Below are 17,528 nucleotides of genomic sequence, written 5' to 3'. Positions count from 1 at the left end.
GACGACCGCCGCTTGATGCCGTGGACCTCATAGCCGAGGCCAAGCAGATATTCGGCAAGGTAGGCGCCGTCCTGGCCGGTGACGCCGGTAATCAGCGCCACGCGCCGCTGTGAATCCTGAGCCGCCATAGCTTCTCCAAACGTGCCCTTCGCGCAGGCCATAGCATTCGACCCCCGCCAAGTCCATTACCAAAGCCGTTTGAAATCAGGCTCTTAGCGGTCTAATCGCCATGATGGCGCAAGCGTTCGAGTTCGATGATGGTAACGCCGCCATATTCGAGCCGCAGCAAGCCTTCCTTCTCCAGCCGCTTCAGGCACTGGTTGGCATTTTGCCGCGAAATGCCGGAGAGCGCTCCGATTTCTTCCTGCGTGATCTCGAGATGTCGCGTCATGTCCGGATAGAGAATCGGATTGAACAGCGAGGCGATCGAGCGCGCCACGCGGCCGGTCGCATCCAGCGTACGGCCGTGTTCCAGCGCCCCGATGAACTGACCGAGCCGCTCATTGAGCTGCCGGACCAGAAAGCGGTTGAACGCGACGCTGTTCTCGAAAAGCCAGAAGAAGGTAGCGCGATCCATCAGCGCCAGCCGCGTGTCCCGCAACGCGACCACGTCGTAACGGCGCGGCTCGCCTTTGAGCATCGAGCCCTCGCCGAACCAGGCACCCGCCGTGAGGCCGGCGAAGGTCGCCGCCTTGCCGCCACTGGACACGGTACTCATCCGGGCAAGGCCCGTCACAACGCCGGTCCAGTAGTCAAAGGAATCACCGCGCATGAAGATATGCTCGTTGGCGCGATAGAATTTCTCCACGATGCCGGCGCGCGCGGCCTCGATTTCCCGCTCGTTCAGTTCACGCGACCAGGCCGCGATGCGCTTGAGATATTCCGCAGCAATCATGACCGCATCGACCGTCGCATCCCCATCGCTTCCTTGCTGCACCGCAACAGAAGCGCAGCCTGGCAAAATTTCCCGACGAATTGTCAGGCAAAAGACATTTCAAACTATCGCATTGCCCTAAGGAGGGCCACCTCGGCACGTGCAGCCAATGGCGCGCTGGCGGGGTGCGACACTACCGCGCGTGATGCTGGGCAACCGCCGACACCGATAGTCGGATGGCCTGCCCGTCACCGCCGATGTAGGATCGCTCATGCAATTGCAGGCATTAGACATTGCAAACGCAAGATAAAGAGCGCTGCCCAAGCGCCGCATCTGGAGGGAATGAGTGGCTCATACGTTGGAAGTGCGCGGGGTATCGCTGCGCTTCGGAGGCGTCCGCGCGCTGACCGAGGTGTCCTTCGGCGTGAACGAAGGCGAATTGTTCTCCATCATCGGCCCGAACGGCGCCGGCAAGACCTCCATCGTCAATTGCATTTCCGGCCGCTACAAGCCGACCGAAGGCAAACTGTTTTACCGCGGCAAGGACATCACCGGCCTTAACCCGAACGCGCGACCACGGCTGGGCATCGGCCGCACCTTCCAGAACCTGGCGCTGTTCCATCATATGAGCGTGCTCGACAACATCATGGTCGGGCGGCACCACTTGCTGAAGAACAATTTCATCACCGGCTCGCTGTACTGGCTGACCGGCGCCCGGCGCGAGGAACTCGAGCATCGCCGCAAGGTGGAAGAAATCATCGACTTCCTCGACCTGCAGTCGGTGCGCAAGGCGACCGCCGGCACCCTGCCCTACGGCCTGCGCAAGCGCGTCGAACTCGCCCGCGCGATGGCGCTGGAGCCGCAGCTCATCCTGCTCGACGAGCCGATGGCCGGCATGAACTTCGAAGAGAAGGAGGACATGGCGCGCTACATCGTCGATCTCAACGAAGAGTTCGGCATGACCGTGATGATGATCGAGCATGACATGGGCGTGGTGATGGACATCTCCCACCGCGTCATGGTGCTGGATTTCGGCCGCAAGATCGCTGAGGGCGATCCGGCGTCCGTGCTCGCCGATCCCCATGTGAAGCGCGCCTATCTCGGCGAAGAGGACGAGGCTCTGGTCGATCCCGACGACAAGCCGGCACCGCGGGAGAGCGCGGCATGATGGACTATGCCGGACGCGCCGCCGAGGCGGATACCTTTCCGAAACTGCTGCGCCTCAACGCGAGGGAGCATGGCGGCGAAATTGCCTTGCGCGAAAAGGATCTCGGGCTGTGGCGCATCTTCACCTGGAACGACTACCAGACGCGCGTCCATGATTTCGCCCTCGGCTTGATCGAACTGGGTCTCAGGCGCGGCGACGTCATCGGCATCATCGGCGACAATCGCCCCGACTGGGTCGCTGCGGAAATCGCGACGCATGCCATCGGCGCCATGAGCCTCGGCCTTTATCGCGACGTGCTGGACGAGGAAGCGGCCTATCTGCTCAGCTATGGCGAGGCCAAGCTGGTATTCGCCGAGGACGAGGAGCAGGTCGACAAGCTGCTGGCGCTAGCCGACCGCGCGCCGAACCTCAAGCACATCGTCTATTCCGATCCGCGCGGCATGCGCAAATACGACGATCCGCGCCTGATGGAAGCGGAGAAGCTGGTCACCATGGGCCGCGACCGCGCCGCGCGCGAGCCCGGCCTCTACGACCGGCTGGTGAACGAGACAAGCGGCGAGGATGTCGCAATCCTCTGCACGACCTCGGGCACGACGGCCAATCCCAAGCTGGCGATGCTGGCGGCGGGACGCGTGCTGAAACATTGCGCGACCTATCTGGCGTTCGACCCGAAGGGGCCGGACGATGAATACGTCTCGGTGCTGCCGCTGCCCTGGATCATGGAACAGGTCTACGCGCTCGGCAAAGGCCTGCTCTGCCGGATGAAAGTCAACTTCGTCGAAGAGCCCGAGACCATGATGCACGATTTCCGCGAGATCGCGCCGACCTTCGTGCTGTTCGCGCCGCGGCTCTGGGAATCGATCGCTGCCGATGTGCGCGCCGGCGTGATGGATTCCTCGCCGCTGAAACAGAAAATGTTCGACATCGGCATGAAGACAGGGCTTTCGGCGCTGGCGCAGGGCAAGCATTCGATGCTGGCCAACCAGTTGCTGTTCCGCGCGCTGCGCGACCGCCTGGGCTTCACGCGGCTGCGTTCGGCGGCGACTGGCGGCGCCGCGCTCGGACCGGATACCTTCAAGTTCTTCCAGGCGATGGGCGTGCCGCTGCGCACGCTCTATGGCCAGACGGAACTGCTCGGCGCCTACACGCTGCACCCCGCCGGCAAGGTCGATCCTGATACGACCGGCGTGCCGATGGCCGACGATATCGAGATCCGCGTCGACAACCCTGATGTCAACGGCGTCGGCGAAATCGTCGTACGCCATCCCAACATGTTCCTCGGCTATTACAAGAATCCCGAGGCTTCGGTCGCCGATATCAAGGACGGCTGGATGCACTCCGGCGATGCCGGCTACTTCAACGCGGACAGGCAACTCGTCGTCATCGATCGCATCAAGGATCTTGCCGAGACCTCGCGCGGCGAGCGCTTCTCGCCGCAATATCTCGAGAACAAGCTGAAGTTCTCGCCCTACATCGCCGAGACCGTCGTGCTCGGCGCCGGCCGCGACACGCTGGCCGCGATGATCTGCATCCGTTACTCCATCATCTCGAAATGGGCGGAGAAGAACCGCATCTCCTTTACCACCTATACCGACCTCTCCTCGCGCCCCGAGGTCTATGCGCTGCTGCGGAAGGAGGTCGAGGGCGTCAACGCGACGCTGCCGCCGGCGCAGCGCATCTCGCGCTTCCTGCTGCTCTACAAGGAGCTCGACGCCGATGACGGCGAGCTGACCCGCACCCGAAAAGTTCGCCGCAGCGTCATCAACGAGAAATATGCCGATATCATCGACGCGATCTATGGCGGCAAGAGCGACATTCCCGTCGACACCGTGATCCGCTTCCAGGACGGCACTACCCAGCGCATCCGCACCACGCTCCGGGTCGTCGATCTCGGTGGGGCCGTGCCGATCGCGGAGGCCGCGGAATGATGGTGCAACAACGAATTCCCGCGATGCCGGTTGATGCGCCCTCTCCCCTTGTGGGAGAGGGCATCACCGCCGGTCAACACGAACTCACTTCGGTGAGGGGTCTCTCTCCACATTCGCGTATGCCGAGAGAACCCCTCACCCGTCTTCGCTTCGCGAAGCCACCCTCTCCCACAAGGGGAGAGGGAAAGAGGGCCGCATGAACACCCAGCTTCTCATCCAGCTCCTGGTCAACGGCCTCGTGGTCGGCACGCTCTATGGCGTGGTCGCGATGTCGTTCGTGCTGATCTACAAAGCGACGCAGGTCGTGAATTTTGCGCAAGGAGAACTATTGCTGGTCGGCGCCTGGGTGTGCTGGTGGCTGCTCACGAAGTATCAGGTGCCGTTCTATCTGGGCATGCCGATCACGCTGGTCTTCATGTTCCTGTTCGGCATCGCGATCCAGATCGTCATCCTGCGCCCGATGATCGGGGAGCCGATTATCTCCGTGATCATGGTGACGATCGCGCTATCAACGGTGTTCTCCGCGCTGATGAAGTGGATGTTCGGCGTCAATCTGCAGCCGTTCCCGCGCATCTTCCAGACCCAGAACATCAACATCCTCGGCCTGCAGGTGCAGACCGTCTATCTGATGAGCCTCGCGGTATCGGTGGCCATGATGATCGGGATGGCATGGTTCTTCCGTCTCTCGAAATACGGTCTTGCGATGCGCGCCACCGCCTTCAACCAGCAGGTCGCGCAGTCGCTCGGCATATCCGTCAAAAGCGTATTCGCGATGGCCTGGGCGATCTCGGCCACCGTTTCCGCCGTTGCCGGCGTGGTGGTGGCCGTCGTCAACGGCGTCTCTGCAGGGCTTTCCGCCTATGGCGTGAAGGTGTTTCCGGCGGCGATCCTCGGCGGTCTCGACAGCGTCGGCGGCGCAGTGCTCGGCGGCATCATCATCGGGCTACTGGAAAACGTCGCGCACTTTCTCGACAGCGAATATCTGCACTGGGGCAATCTCTACGAGATCGCACCGTTCTATGCGCTCATCATTATTCTCATGATCAAGCCGTACGGCCTGTTCGGCACCAAAGACATCGAGCGGGTGTAATCAATTATGGCAGGCCAGACCCTCATTCCCGCGGGCGATTTCCGCACCAGCTACGCGGCGGATACCACCGTGTTTCCGACCACCACCAGCCGCAACGCGATGATCCTTGGCATCGTGCTGGTCTGCCTTGCGCCCCACATCGTAAGCGCCTACGTGCTCAGCCTGCTGATTCAGATCGGCATCTTCGGCATCGCAGCGCTTGGGCTCAACATTGTCGTCGGCTTCACCGGGCAGATCTCGATCGGCCATGCCGCCTTCTTCGGCTTCGGTGCCTTCACCTCAGCCTATCTCTCGAACCGGTTCGGCATCCCCGTTTTCTTCTGCATTCCGCTCGCGGGCGTCGTCACGGCAGCGGTCGGCCTGATCTTCGGCCTGCCTGCCGCACGGCTGAAGGGGCTTTATCTCGCGATCGCGACGCTGGCGGCGCAGTACATCCTGCTCGACTTCTTTGCGCGGGCCGAATGGTTCACCGGCGGCAGCGTGCCCGCCAGCGCCGAGCCGTTCTCGATCTTCGGCTACATGCTGCGCGGCGACAAACAGTACTTCTACGTCGTGCTGGCCTATGTCGTCGTCTGCTATCTACTGGTGACCAACCTGATCCGCTCGCGTGACGGACGCGCGCTGGTCGCGGTGCGCGACCATTATCTGTCCGCCGAGATCATGGGCATCAACCTGACAAAATACCGGACGCTGTCGTTCGGCCTCGCCGCCTTCTTTGCCGGCGTCGGCGGCGCGCTCTATGCGCATTACAATCAGGTGGTCTCCAACGAAGGTTTTGGCATCGACCGCTCGATCATCTTCCTCGCGATGATCATCATCGGCGGGCTCGGTTCGATCATGGGCACGCTGATGGGCACGGCCTTCATGGTGCTGCTGCCGGAATCGATGGAATGGCTGAGCGTCGCGCTGCGCGACAGCCCGATCGATCAATTCCTTGGATTGAAGAACAACATCGCCTTCCTGCGCGAGATGGCCATCGGCGTGATCATCATCGTCTTTCTGGTGTTCGAGCCGGATGGATTGGCGCATCGATGGCGGCAGATCAAGGCATACTGGAAACTCTACCCGTTCTCGCATTGAGGTCGGAACGGGACGGACAACGATAAGACCTCGAGAAGTAACCGGGAGGACTATGTCCATGACGATGAAGACTCTGTTGAGCACAGCCTCGCTCGCTTTGCTGTTGGGTAGCACCGCGGCATCGGCCCAGGCGCCGATCTCGCTCGGGCATCTTGCCGATTATTCGGGCGCAACCTCGGACGTCGGAACGCCGTTCGGACAGGGTGTCGCGGATACCTATGCGTGGATCAACAAGAACGGCGGCATCAACGGCGCCAAGGTCAATGTCGATACCGTCGACTACGGCTATCAGGTGCCGCGCGCGATCGCGCAGTACAAGAAATGGTCGGGCGCCGACAAGGTCGCCGCCATTCTCGGCTGGGGCACCGCCGACACCGAAGCACTAACGGGCTTCCTGGCCCAGGATAAAATCCCAGATATTTCGGCATCCTATGCCGCGGCGCTCTCCGATCCGACCGGCGCCGGCGGCAAGGCCAAGCCTGCGCCCTACAACTTCTTCTACGGCCCGAGCTACTCGGACGCGGTTCGTGGCATGCTGACCTGGGCCGCCGAGGACTGGAAGTCCAAGGGCAAGCCCGGCAAGCCGAAGTTCGTTCACATGGGCGCCAACCACCCCTATCCGAACGCGCCGAAGGCCGCCGGTGAGGCGATGGCCGCCGAACTCGGCTTCGAACTCTTGCCGCCGATCGTTTTCGCATTGACGCCCGGCGATTACAGCGCGCAGTGCCTTACATTGAAGAGCTCGGGCGCCAACTACGCCTATCTCGGCAACACCGCAGGTTCCAACATCTCCGTGCTCAACGCCTGCAAGGCGGCCGGCGTCGACGTGCAGTTCCTCGGCAACGTCTGGGGCATGGACGAGAACGCCGCCAAGGCCGCCGGCGCTGCCGCCGACGGCGTGGTGTTCCCGCTGCGCACCGCGGTGGCATGGGGCGGCAATGCGCCCGGCATGAAGACCTTCACGGAAATCTCCAAGATGTCCGATACGGCCGGCACCGCCTACCGTCCCGTGCATTACATCGCCGGCGTCTGCACCGCGCTTTACATGAAGGAAGCCGTCGAATGGGCTGCCAAGAACGGCGGCGCCACCGGCGAGAACGTCAAGAAGGGCTTCTACCAGAAGAAGGATTGGGTGCCCGCCGGCGGCGAAGGCATCTGCAACCCCTCGACCTTCACCGAGACCGATCACCGTGGCACGCTCAAGGTCGATCTCTATCGCATGAAGGTCGCCGGCGCGACCGACGCCCCGCTCAACGATCTCATCAAGAACGGCGGCATCAAGATGGAGAAGGTGAAGACCATCGACCTGCCGCGCAAGCCCGAGTGGCTCGGCTGGTAAGTTGAAGGGACGCCTGTAGGCGCCTCAACATTCAACTGTCATCCCCGCGAAAGCGAGGATCCAGTACGCCGCGGCTTCTCGATTGGTCGCAGGTGCCTCTGGAATACTGGATCACCCGCATACGCGGGTGATGACGGCGGTGGGTGGAGCGGACGACCCGCTCCCCCAACAACGCCAGGATCGGAAACATGACTGAAGCAACCACAATCAATCGTCCTGCACCGTCAGCGGCACCGGCCGCCCCGCTGCTCAGCGTCCACAACATCGAGGTGGTCTACGACAAGGTCATCCTGGTGCTACGGGGCCTCAGTCTCGAAGTACCGAAGGGCGCTATCGTGGCGCTGCTCGGCGCCAACGGCGCCGGCAAGTCGACGACGCTGAAGGCGATCTCCGGCCTGCTCAAGACCGAGGACGGCGAAGTCATCCGCGGCGAAATCGTCTTCGACGGCGAGCGCATCAACGGCATCGACCCCGACAAGATCGTCCGCCGCGGCATCTTCCAGGTGATGGAGGGCCGCCGCATCATCGCCGACATGACCTCGATCGAAAACCTCAAGCTCGGCGCCTTCACCCGCACCGACAACGAGATCGCTGCCGACATCGACATGGTGTTCAGATATTTCCCGCGGCTGAAGGAGCGCACCGGGCTCGCCGGCTACCTCTCCGGCGGCGAACAGCAGATGCTGGCGATCGGCCGCGCGCTGATGGCGCGCCCCAAGATGATCCTGATGGACGAGCCGTCGATGGGCCTCTCCCCGCTGCTGGTCAAGGAGGTGTTTTCCATCATCAAGGAGATCAACCGCGACCTCGGGGTCACCATCCTGCTGGTGGAGCAGAATGCGCGCGCGGCGCTATCCGTCGCGAGCCACGGCTACATCATGGAACAGGGCAAGGTCGTGCTCGATGGCACGGCGGACGAATTGCGCGACAACGAGGACGTGAAGGAATTCTATCTCGGCGGCGCCGGCGACCAGCGCAAGAGCTTCAAGAACCTGAAGAGCTTCAAGCGGCGAAAGCGGTGGCTGTGAGCGCCACCCATCATCTAACCGATCACCTGCTCCGCTTCCGCGACCGCGCAAAGGACATGATAGAACGAAGACGCAGGGATGGTGGCGACCAGCGAGTTGCCCTCGCGGTCGAACTGGTCGTACCAGCCGCCCACGACGGGATGGCTGAGATAATGCCGTTCAAGCCGCGCCAGCGCCGCGCGCGCTTCATCGGCCGCGCCCGCCTCGCCTGCCTCGGCCTGCGCGATCCACGCCTTGGCGATTTCGGTCTGCGGCCACAGCCGCCGCGTATGCCGCCTGATGTTGCCGCCGGCGTCGCCTTCGTCGACCAGGCAGCCGGTCGCTTCGTCGCGATAGCGCAGCGCCGACGCCAGCAATTCACCGCGGTAGCGCCCCGTCGGACAGCCCGTGATGCGTTCAAAACCCTTCAGCAGCCACGTCCATTCCGCCTGATGCCCGGGCTCGACGCTGACAGGCTCGATCTTCGACCAGTCCTCCTCGAAATATTCGCCGAGCACCTGCCGCTGCTTGTCGTAGAGGTTGGCCAGAAACAGGCTGAAGAAATTCCCTGCCCGGTTCTGGAACACGAGGTCGTGCGTCGCGTCGAACGCGGCGATCATCGCTTCGAACAGATGCATCTGCGGGTTCTGCCGGCGCGGCAGGGATGTCGGCAATCCCTCGTGCACCCCGCCGTGCGGCGACCGCAACTCCGTCTCGACGAAGTGGCACAGCGAATCGATCTCGGCGCGGATCTGCGCATCGCGATCGAGCGCGTAGACGGTTGCCAGCGCCAGCAGCACGAAGGCGTGGTCATAGGAATCGCGCAAGGGATCCAGCACCGTTCCGTCAGGCTTCAACGTGTGGACAAAGCCGGGTTTGCCGTCGGGAGCTTTCGCCTTCGCCAGGAGATGCTCCAGCCCCTTCAGCGCAATCGCGCGTCCTTGCGGGTACCAGCCCATCTGCGCCGCCTTGGCGTAGCAATAGATCTGGCGCGCCTGCACGAACACCCGGCGCGGCGCCGCGAAATCGGCACGGCCGTCTGGAGTGAGCCGGTCGATAAAGCCGCCCACCTGGTCGTCCCAGCCTTCGGTCGACCACAGCGGCAGGCAATGCTCGATCACGCGAAGCTTCAGCCGCGCGACGATATCAGCCGAATCCAGCCCATCTGCCGCCGCAGCGGTATCTCCTTCAGCCATTGCGTTCCCTGGAACATCAAAACCGGTAGAGGCCGTCTGATAGCACGTCAGAGGCGGCACGCAATCGACGTAAATCCAAGGCATCCGTCATGACCGACCATTACGACGCCCTCGAAACGCGCGAGCCGGCTCAACGCGAGGCGGAGCTGTTTTCCCGGCTTCCAGATGTGCTGCGCAAGGCGCTGGCCGCACCCGCCTATGCCGAGCGTTTAAAGGGTATCGATCCCGCCGCCGTGACCGACCGTACGGCGCTGGCGCGCCTCCCGGTGCTGCGCAAGTCGGAGCTCCCTGCCCTGCACAAGGCCGCGCCGCCCTTCGGCGGCTTCGTTGCGGGATCTCTCGGGTCGTTCGGGCGGCTGTTCACCTCGCCGGGGCCGATCTTCGAGCCCGAACCTGTTCATACCGACCCATGGCGCGGCGCGCGGGCGCTGTTTGCGGCCGGCTTCCGGCCCGGCGACGTCGTGCTCAACACCTTCAGCTATCATCTGACGCCCGGCGGCTTCATTTTCGACGCCTCGGCGCGGGCGCTGGGCTGCGCGGTGATCCCGGCCGGGCCCGGCAATGCCGAGCAGCAGTTCGAACTGATCGAGGCCTATCGCCCGGTCGGCTATAGCGGCACACCCGATTTCCTCAAGATCCTGCTCGACGCCGCCGTATCCGCCGGGCGCGACGTCTCCTCGATCAAGCGCGCGCTGGTCTCCGGCGCGGCTTTCCCGAAATCCTTGCAGGACGAGGTCAAGTCGCGCGGCGTCGACGCCTATCAGGCATTCGGCACCGCCGACCTCGGCCTGATCGCGTTCGAGACGCCGGCACGCGAAGGCATGGTCGTCAACGAGGACCTGATCATGGAAATCGTGCGTCCCGGCACCGGCGATCCCGTCGCGCCCGGCGACGTCGGCGAAATCGTCGTCACTTCGCTCGATCAACAGCATCCCTGGATCCGGCTCGCGATCGGAGACCTCACGGCAACACTGCCGGGGACGAGCCCGTGCGGGCGCACCAACATGCGCATCAAGGGCTGGATGGGCCGCGCCGACCAGACCACCAAGGTCAAGGGCATGTTCGTCCGCCCCGAACAGATCGCCGAGATCGGCAAGCGCCATCCCGAGCTCGGACGGCTGCGCCTCGTCGTCACGCGCTCCGGCGAAAGCGATCTGATGACGCTGAAGGCGGAGACGGCCTCACCTGGCGAGACGCTGCAACGCGAACTTGCAGCAACGCTGCGCGCGGTGACCAAGCTCGGCGGCAATGTCGAGCTGGTGGACGCTGGCGCACTGCCGAATGACGGCAAGGTGATCGCGGACGAACGTTGATAGCCCACTGGCCATCGAAATCTGCGTAACAGGGAAATGCGCACGCGAAGTCATGCGGTTGCGCCCAATCAGTGGATTAAATCTAAGCATTTCGGGGGACTTGCACATCCTTCGCCGAGAACCGCCCAAAAATAAACAGCGATTTCCTGAGCGCTATCAGGGAATACTTCGAGCCCAAACTTGGAAATTCTGCGGAGACAACAGCGAGACGAGACACCTCAATGCCGGTGCGGCAAAGTCCAATCTCCGCTCCAACATGCCCCTCCGACGGCTCAATTTTTTAATTCAAGCGCCCTCGAAATTCTAATATGACGGCCGGCGCCATCTTAAACCATTGCGTACGCGTTTGTGATTGGCGCCACAGAGCCCTAGGAAGCTGAGAAGAAGTTTTGGCGCTGCGTGCAGGCCGGCGAGCCACCCCGCCTGTTCGGGTTGAACCGCCTAGCCCTCGGCTCGAGGCGGTCAAGGTCGTAGATTTGACCTCTTCCAACCTTTGGGCGGAGCTTGCAGCAGCCTACTTGCAGACCCGCTTGGCTCACCAGGATCATGAGACTGCAAAGGCCGAGCTCAAGAAGCTTGTGCCTGAAGACGCAAAACAGGCCGTTGGGCACGGCATCCGGGCCAAGCGAACCAAAGGTGGTGCAATCAGCTTCGATCCCGTCCAGACGGAGAGTGCCAATGCACCGCTCGAGTGAGCGCATTGGCGCGATTGCGGCTGCACTTGCGAAGCCCAAGCCACGCTGACTAATCCGGAAAAGAACCTGATCGCTACCGTTCGCTCGCCCTTTCCCCACGAGGAGAACCGCGCGTTTCGCTACGCTTCGCTGGCGAGCGGCCTTGATATTGTGCGCAAAGCCTTGAGCCAGCAGGAAATTTTGACGATCCAAACAACTCAAATCGGAGATCACTCTGCGCAGGTTCACCTGACCACCCTCCTTGCACATTCTTCCGGTGAATGGATTTCCCCGGACTGGCCGGTCTCTAGCGTCAAGGACACCGAGACCCCGCACAGGATGGGTGCGGCCCTAACGTATGCCAGACGCTATGCCCTGTTCACGCTGGTAGGTATCGCAGGTGAGGACGACCTTGACGCACCTGACGCCGTCTTGGGCCCGGCTCCGCCTGCGCCAAGAGCTGGCGGCAGCTTTCGGGGCAAACAAGACAAAGCCGTTCTGCACCGCGCACCAACGCTTGGTCCTGATCAGTCCCCTCAACTGCGAGATCAGATGCTACGCGAGATCAGTGGCTTGACCGCGGAGAACGAGCTGCTGGCTTGGGCTAATAACGCACTGCCCCGGAAGAACGCCTTGCTGGAGGCGGATGCCCGAACGATCGAGACCGCCTACCAAGGACGGCTGAAGGAAGCCAATTACGCGCCAGCTGGCTCAACAAACAACGGCTCACCAGCACAAAACGCGCCCTACGCGCTTGCCCTGCCCAAGGATCCTGTCCGCAAGCGAAGCAAGGCGCACCTGTCGTTCGTACGAGGACAGCCTTGCCTGATCTGCCAACAAGTCCCGTCGGGCCTACACCATCTGAAATTCGCCGAACAGCGCGCTCTAGACGCAAGGTCAGCGATGAGTTCACGGTGCCACTCTGCCGCACCCATCACCAAGATTTGCATCGACACGGCGATGAAAAGGCCTGGTGGGCGAATATGCAGATCGCGCCGATACCTATTGCCAAACAACTGTGGGACGCTAGCCAGGCCGGCGGCCAAGACGGAGCTGCGGTATTGCCAAACGCCGCACACACAACGATGTCCCCGGTTCACAACATGAATGCGCCCGCCAAGATCCTAAAGGCCTAGCACCAGCAACCCGCGAGCTCGAGTCGCGGTTCCGCCCTCCTGCACTCGAAAGATAAGAGCTGACGCGCTAAACAAGATCCGCCAACCTCGCACCAAGCACTGTGATCGACTGGCTGCTGGTGATCGATGTGGTTGAATTGTCCTGGATATCCAGCGCTACCGCGTATTGCGGCACAGACCGTTGGATCACTTAAAAAGCTATCGAACAGAGCCTGCACCATATCGATCTCGCGGAATTGCCACCCGAGATGGAGGAAGCCGCGCGCAACCACATCCGACGGAACGCCCGGATCTGGCGAATAGACACCAACGGCAGCACGCGAAACCGCAACCGGCTGTTTGCCACTATGTTACCTCAAGAGGAGGAAATTAAGCCCTCTTTCCCGACAGAATTTAGCTTGGGTTCCGTTCGAAAGTTTTCTGGTAACTTCGAGTGCGCGTTTAGTGTAATAGGAATGAGGATCATGCCGTCTGGTATCGCCTTGGTGGCTTTGACGTGCGTCGTTCTGTACTTCGCAATCAGGTTGACGTTGCGACGCTACTTTCCGCCGGACACCTGATCGGCGTCATTATTCGACGGCCCGAATGCACCCACTTGCTGCGCGCGCGGCCGAACTTGGGATCTTGCGCGCTAACGGTTCGTGCGTCCGAATATCAGAATGATATAGCCGGCTGAGTGAGATGGCCTAATCGGTTGTCCCCGGCACGACGGCTCGGTATGAACGGCCGTTGGTCACCGGATCACTGTTGTCGCTCGAGGAAAACACAAAGCCCTGACCGCGCCAGTGTGAAAAACGGCCCATGCCCAGCCTGGCAATGTCTGCATGCGGGCTGTGTGGTGGGCCTAGCGGCTTGTCGTCTTCATAGATCAACACGCGAGAGCGCTCGTTATCGTCCTCGGAATCCGCTTCGCCTAATCGCGCGCCTCTGGGAGCCCAACTATGTGCGACCACGGCATAGTGCGAATCTCCCAATCGCTCGAAGCCACGAAGGACAGCAGCCTCTTTTCCTAAAAGAGGGTAGGAATACTTGAAGTAAGTGGCGAGCGCGAAATAGCCGATAATGCCGGCCACTCCCCATTTCCATTTACCACTGACTTGCATGTGGGGTGGGTCCCATAGGTAGCTTTATGCAACTATCACGAGTAGAGCGGTTTTGTCTGCCAGTTAACCGACATTGAGGAGACTATAGTTTCCTCGAATGACAGGACACGCTCCGCGGGCCAGAATCACGAGATTGCCAAAGCAGAGCTCAAGAAACCCTCCTGAGGACTCAAAAGGAGGCCGTCGGGCACGGTATCCGAGCGAAGCGCTCGAAGTCTGACGACATCAGTTTTGGATTCGAGACCGCTTGTGCACCGGTCCAGTGAGCGCATTGGCGCGATCGTGGCGGCGCTTGCTAAAGCGCAGGCCGAACTGACCAATCCGGCAAACCTTGGTGGCGACGATCCGCTCCTCCTTGCCGCGCAAGGAGCATCGCACCTTTCGCTACGCCTCTCATGCGAGCGGTCTAGACATTGTTCGCAAAGCCTCAAGCCAGGAGATTGCAACCATACAAACTACTCGGACTGAACCAAGTGCGGCGCGGGTTCATTGATCACGTTGCCCGCCCATTCATCCGGCGAGTGGCTTTCCGCAGATTGGCTAGTCTGTTCTAGCAGAGAGACCGAGGCACCCCGCGGATGGGAACGCCCCTGACATACGCCCGGCGTGCGCGCTATTTGCACTGGTGAGTATCGCTGGAGATAACTACCTAGATGCATCGGACACCTTGCTGGATCTTCCTGCGTTCAATATCTTCCACGGGTATAAGCTAGCCGTTGCTGGGAGTTCCCTTGCTTAACCATTAGTTGGCCAGATCTGATTCGGGCGGCTATAGTGGCCTCCTACGCTTGTCGCTCAGTGCTTAAATTGCGGATTTCATGCAACAGCAAGTTTGGCCAGAGCCTGTCACCGCGCTTATGATCTCGCGACGGGGGCCTGCTGAGGGGCCGATCGGATCGCAAACGAGCGCTGTGGCATCCTTCTGCCAAGATGGCCTCAACATGGAAAAACCCAGAGTGCTCGTAACCGGCGCCGACGGGTTCGTCGGACGCCATCTCGTTCGCTACCTCGCCATGCGGGGGTACAAGGTGATCGCGGCATCAAGAGCGGCATTTACTTTGGATAATCCAAACATCGCCGCCGTCTCTCTTCCGGACATATCGATGCTATTCGACTGGCAGCCCATCGTGTCGAAATGCGACGCGGTGGTTCATCTCGCCGGAATAGCGCACAAACATGCCGATGATAGCCTTTACGATCGCGTTAATCATCGTGCGACGTCGGCGCTTGCGCGGGCGATATCCGGCAGCGGTGCAAAGCATCTAGTTTTCGTTTCTTCGATCGCCGCCCAGTCCGGCTCTTATGCAGATCATGTGCTGACCGAGGATGATTTTCCAACGCCTCATAATGCGTATGGACGATCCAAGTTCGCCGCTGAACAGGCCATCCGCGCGACGGACATTTCATTCACGATCTTGCGGCCCGTCGTGATTTATGGTGACGGCGAGAAAGGAAACTTCGCGGCCGTTCACCGGCTTTCGCGTCTTCCCATCCCTCTGCCGTTCGGATCGCTGACCGCGCAGAGATCTGTCCTGTCGATTCAAAACTTCAACTCGGCGGTCGAGATAGCACTCAACAGCCCCCGCGCAAAGCGAGAAACTTTTATCGTATCGGATCCCAAGCCGGTAACGGTCACAGATCTCATCGCTCGTTACCGCGTCGGCATGGGCAGATCACCTTGGTTGATTCCTGCGCCCGAAAGCTGGATTAGAGCAGCGCTTAACGCCACAGGCCAGACAGCAGTTTGGGAACGGATCGGGCGGCCCCTGGTGGCTCCTCCAACCAAACTACTCGCGATCGGTTGGGAGCCATCCTGAGCAATTGCGCTCGTGGCAGAAACAAAGGTTCTTCACAGCTGCGACGCAGCAAAGCTCCCGTACTATTCAAAGCTAGAATTGCAAGCTAGTTAGCTTTGGCCAGATGGCATTCCGTGGCCTCAAGGTGGCGAAATGAAGAGACCAGCAGTTTTCTTCGATCGGGATGGAGTGCTGAACGAGGATAGCGGTTATGTGTTCGACATCAGCAAGCTGAGGTGGATTGATGGCGCACGCGAAGCAATAAAAGCAGCCAATGATGCTGGTTACTTTGTATTCGTCGTTACCAATCAATCGGGCGTAGCCAGAGGATTCTACGAGGAAACTCACGTTGAAGCATTACACAAAGTGATGATGAACGACTTGGCCAGAATTGGAGCACATATTGATGCTTTCGAGTACTGTCCTTATCATCCTGAGGCCGTGATAGAGCGGTATCGTCGAGTAAGCCATCGACGCAAGCCTGCTCCAGGCATGATTAATGATCTGTTAAAGCGCTTTCCGGTGGACGTCAGTCGCAGCATTCTCATAGGCGACAAGTCCACTGATCTGGAAGCAGCACGGGCGGCTGGAATAAAAGGATATCTGTTTGCGGGCCATAATCTCGAGCATTTCTTGAGATCGATCCTGGAATGTAAAGACTTTCGTCCGCATCGATCCTGAATGCTAGATCGAATTGGTGCGGCCGCTAACAGTAATCAAGCTATCTAGCGGTTAGAGATGAGCGATAAAGCATCGACCACACAGTGGGATTGTCAGCGAAAGCATCAACATTACCTGGCGCATGGAGCTAATTTTTTTCAGATTGATAGGGTTTGACCATCCAATAGGCTCTACCATTCGTCGCTGGATCAGTATTGTCGCTTGAAGACCAATATACCGTCGTGCCATTCTTCCTCCAATGAGAAAACCGGCCGCGGCCTAAATTGGCGATGTCCGAATGATCGCTGTGTGCCGGTCCTAGAAGTGTGTCATTCTCGTAAAGTTCAATGGTGGAGCGGCCGTGGTTTTCTTCTGAGTCGGCCAAATCGTCGAACAACTTATATCTCTCCTTCGCTACTGCGAATTTCGAGCCTTCGAGTCGCGCAAATGGTGGCATGAGCCGGATCTTCACACCCGGAACGTCAGGGCCAAAAGCGAGGTTTGGATCTGGCGCGTAGGTAACCTGCAGCCAATGTGTTGCAACAAAATAGGTGCAAACAGCAGCGATAGCGCAGGACAGCTTGATGAGCTTATTTGAGACGGTCACGGGAACAATGGCCACAGAATGTGAAAATATATAGCAGCCGGTTCGTGTTGGCAAAAAGCCGTCTTTCAGAAAGAGAACAGAGTGAGCGTCCATAAGATACACAGGCGGACGCCTCTGCACCAGACACATCGCGCAGTTGCGGAACCCTTTTACTCTAACTGTTTGTTTTTCGCACGTCGACCGTCGATGCGCCCGGCTCGGGGACGCAGATTGAACCATCTCATAAGCGCTGAGATGCAGATGACGGTACCGACAGAGGCCTTCGCTTGCATTTGCCAACTTTTTTAGGTTAAGGAGGGCCGGGCCGGCTTGGATAAACTCGTGAGCGGCAACCGAATCAGGACGGGAAGCGCCGGCGAGTTTTAGATTGTGGCCTACTCGCCAATGATTCGCGTCACTCGTCTCGTACGGGATCTTCCAGAACTATAGGTCGGAGCTATGACACGGAAATCGCCTGTTGCGCTGATTACCGGCGTCACCGGCCAGGACGGCGCCTACCTCGCCGAATATCTGCTTGGCCTCGGCTATGAGGTCCACGGCATCAAGCGGCGGTCGTC

Annotated in this window: 16 protein-coding genes and 1 pseudogene; 12 read left to right on the top strand and 5 right to left on the bottom strand. The window is 60.4% G+C overall.

The genetic code is table 11. The features are described from left to right. Together CQ12_RS43200 and CQ12_RS40755 are read right to left on the bottom strand one after the other, a co-directional pair. Positions 1-128: GDP-mannose 4,6-dehydratase (locus CQ12_RS43200; RefSeq protein WP_157088800.1), on the bottom strand; the 128-nt coding region annotated here is incomplete at its 3' end. Positions 129-220: 92 nt separating this feature from the next. Further along, complete coding sequence (locus CQ12_RS40755; RefSeq protein ID WP_057840865.1) at positions 221-895, bottom strand: Crp/Fnr family transcriptional regulator; 675 nt, start codon at positions 893-895, stop codon at positions 221-223. A gap of 325 nt (positions 896-1,220) precedes the next feature. On the opposite strand from CQ12_RS40755, the gene CQ12_RS40750 reads away from it, so the two are divergent. The 6 genes from CQ12_RS40750 (at position 1,221) to CQ12_RS40725 (ending at position 8,507) form a co-directional block, all read left to right on the top strand. After that, positions 1,221-2,042, top strand: a complete 822-nt coding sequence (locus CQ12_RS40750) for an ABC transporter ATP-binding protein (RefSeq protein ID WP_057840862.1) — start codon at positions 1,221-1,223, stop codon at positions 2,040-2,042. Continuing rightward, positions 2,039-3,970: a long-chain fatty acid--CoA ligase gene (locus CQ12_RS40745; RefSeq protein ID WP_057840861.1), complete on the top strand. Its 1,932-nt coding sequence runs from the start codon at positions 2,039-2,041 to the stop codon at positions 3,968-3,970. Before CQ12_RS40750 ends, CQ12_RS40745 begins: the two co-directional genes overlap by 4 nt. Before the next feature lie 196 nt (positions 3,971-4,166). Next, complete coding sequence (locus CQ12_RS40740) at positions 4,167-5,060, top strand: branched-chain amino acid ABC transporter permease (protein WP_057840860.1); 894 nt, start codon at positions 4,167-4,169, stop codon at positions 5,058-5,060. Between the two features lie 6 nt (positions 5,061-5,066). Continuing rightward, positions 5,067-6,140 (top strand): branched-chain amino acid ABC transporter permease, encoded by a 1,074-nt coding sequence (locus CQ12_RS40735; protein ID WP_057840859.1) that lies wholly within the window; start codon positions 5,067-5,069, stop codon positions 6,138-6,140. Positions 6,141-6,198: 58 nt separating this feature from the next. After that, positions 6,199-7,479 carry an ABC transporter substrate-binding protein gene (locus CQ12_RS40730; RefSeq protein ID WP_057840864.1) on the top strand — a complete coding sequence of 427 codons (1,281 nt, stop codon included), beginning with the start codon at positions 6,199-6,201 and terminating at the stop codon, positions 7,477-7,479. A 188-nt stretch (positions 7,480-7,667) separates the two neighbouring features. Continuing rightward, positions 7,668-8,507, top strand: a complete 840-nt coding sequence (locus tag CQ12_RS40725) for an ABC transporter ATP-binding protein (RefSeq protein ID WP_057840858.1) — start codon at positions 7,668-7,670, stop codon at positions 8,505-8,507. A 14-nt stretch (positions 8,508-8,521) separates the two neighbouring features. Here CQ12_RS40725 and CQ12_RS40720 read toward each other — a convergent pair whose 3' ends face one another. Continuing rightward, positions 8,522-9,682 (bottom strand): AGE family epimerase/isomerase, encoded by a 1,161-nt coding sequence (locus CQ12_RS40720; protein ID WP_057840857.1) that lies wholly within the window; start codon positions 9,680-9,682, stop codon positions 8,522-8,524. Positions 9,683-9,771: 89 nt separating this feature from the next. On the opposite strand from CQ12_RS40720, the gene CQ12_RS40715 reads away from it, so the two are divergent. The 3 genes and pseudogenes from CQ12_RS40715 to CQ12_RS43190 all read left to right on the top strand — a co-directional run bounded on the left by CQ12_RS40715 (position 9,772) and on the right by CQ12_RS43190 (position 12,776). After that, entirely contained in the window at positions 9,772-10,995 is a 1,224-nt protein-coding gene (locus CQ12_RS40715; protein ID WP_057840856.1) for a phenylacetate--CoA ligase family protein, read from the top strand. A 375-nt stretch (positions 10,996-11,370) separates the two neighbouring features. Further along, a pseudogene (locus CQ12_RS47150) lies at positions 11,371-11,690 on the top strand (YqaJ viral recombinase family protein); the annotation flags it as partial. Positions 11,691-11,735: 45 nt separating this feature from the next. Beyond that, on the top strand, positions 11,736-12,776 hold the full coding sequence (locus CQ12_RS43190) for an ERF family protein (RefSeq protein WP_347337461.1): 1,041 nt from the start codon (positions 11,736-11,738) through the stop codon (positions 12,774-12,776). Positions 12,777-13,491: 715 nt separating this feature from the next. On the opposite strand, the gene CQ12_RS44780 is transcribed toward CQ12_RS43190, so the two are convergent. Continuing rightward, positions 13,492-13,878, bottom strand: a complete 387-nt coding sequence (locus tag CQ12_RS44780) for a hypothetical protein (protein WP_157088799.1) — start codon at positions 13,876-13,878, stop codon at positions 13,492-13,494. A 971-nt stretch (positions 13,879-14,849) separates the two neighbouring features. Between CQ12_RS44780 and CQ12_RS40700 the strand changes: the two genes are divergently transcribed. After that, positions 14,850-15,725 (top strand): NAD-dependent epimerase/dehydratase family protein, encoded by an 876-nt coding sequence (locus tag CQ12_RS40700; protein ID WP_057840863.1) that lies wholly within the window; start codon positions 14,850-14,852, stop codon positions 15,723-15,725. A 132-nt stretch (positions 15,726-15,857) separates the two neighbouring features. Beyond that, positions 15,858-16,385, top strand: a complete 528-nt coding sequence (locus tag CQ12_RS40695; protein WP_057840853.1) for a D-glycero-alpha-D-manno-heptose-1,7-bisphosphate 7-phosphatase — start codon at positions 15,858-15,860, stop codon at positions 16,383-16,385. Between the two features lie 127 nt (positions 16,386-16,512). Here the strand turns inward: CQ12_RS40695 and CQ12_RS44775 are convergent, their stop codons facing one another. Further along, positions 16,513-17,073 carry a hypothetical protein gene (locus CQ12_RS44775; protein WP_157088798.1) on the bottom strand — a complete coding sequence of 187 codons (561 nt, stop codon included), beginning with the start codon at positions 17,071-17,073 and terminating at the stop codon, positions 16,513-16,515. Between the two features lie 336 nt (positions 17,074-17,409). On the opposite strand from CQ12_RS44775, the gene CQ12_RS43185 reads away from it, so the two are divergent. Beyond that, positions 17,410-17,528: GDP-mannose 4,6-dehydratase (locus CQ12_RS43185; protein ID WP_157088797.1), on the top strand; the 119-nt coding region annotated here is incomplete at its 3' end.

Source organism: Bradyrhizobium jicamae (genome assembly GCF_001440395.1).
Lineage (GTDB): Bacteria > Pseudomonadota > Alphaproteobacteria > Rhizobiales > Xanthobacteraceae > Bradyrhizobium > Bradyrhizobium jicamae.
Note: the sequence above shows the minus strand (reverse complement) of the source record. Positions and strands in the feature narration are given on the sequence as shown.

Coding starts and splice junctions, on each gene's coding strand:
- CQ12_RS40745 (WP_057840861.1), top strand. CDS start 2,039: ATGATGGACTATGCCGGACGCGCCGCCGAGGCGGATACCTTTCCGAAA.
- CQ12_RS40740 (WP_057840860.1), top strand. CDS start 4,167: ATGAACACCCAGCTTCTCATCCAGCTCCTGGTCAACGGCCTCGTGGTC.
- CQ12_RS40695 (WP_057840853.1), top strand. CDS start 15,858: ATGAAGAGACCAGCAGTTTTCTTCGATCGGGATGGAGTGCTGAACGAG.
- CQ12_RS40715 (WP_057840856.1), top strand. CDS start 9,772: ATGACCGACCATTACGACGCCCTCGAAACGCGCGAGCCGGCTCAACGC.
- CQ12_RS40730 (WP_057840864.1), top strand. CDS start 6,199: ATGACGATGAAGACTCTGTTGAGCACAGCCTCGCTCGCTTTGCTGTTG.
- CQ12_RS40735 (WP_057840859.1), top strand. CDS start 5,067: ATGGCAGGCCAGACCCTCATTCCCGCGGGCGATTTCCGCACCAGCTAC.
- CQ12_RS40725 (WP_057840858.1), top strand. CDS start 7,668: ATGACTGAAGCAACCACAATCAATCGTCCTGCACCGTCAGCGGCACCG.
- CQ12_RS40700 (WP_057840863.1), top strand. CDS start 14,850: ATGGAAAAACCCAGAGTGCTCGTAACCGGCGCCGACGGGTTCGTCGGA.
- CQ12_RS40720 (WP_057840857.1), bottom strand. CDS start 9,682: ATGGCTGAAGGAGATACCGCTGCGGCGGCAGATGGGCTGGATTCGGCT.
- CQ12_RS40755 (WP_057840865.1), bottom strand. CDS start 895: ATGATTGCTGCGGAATATCTCAAGCGCATCGCGGCCTGGTCGCGTGAA.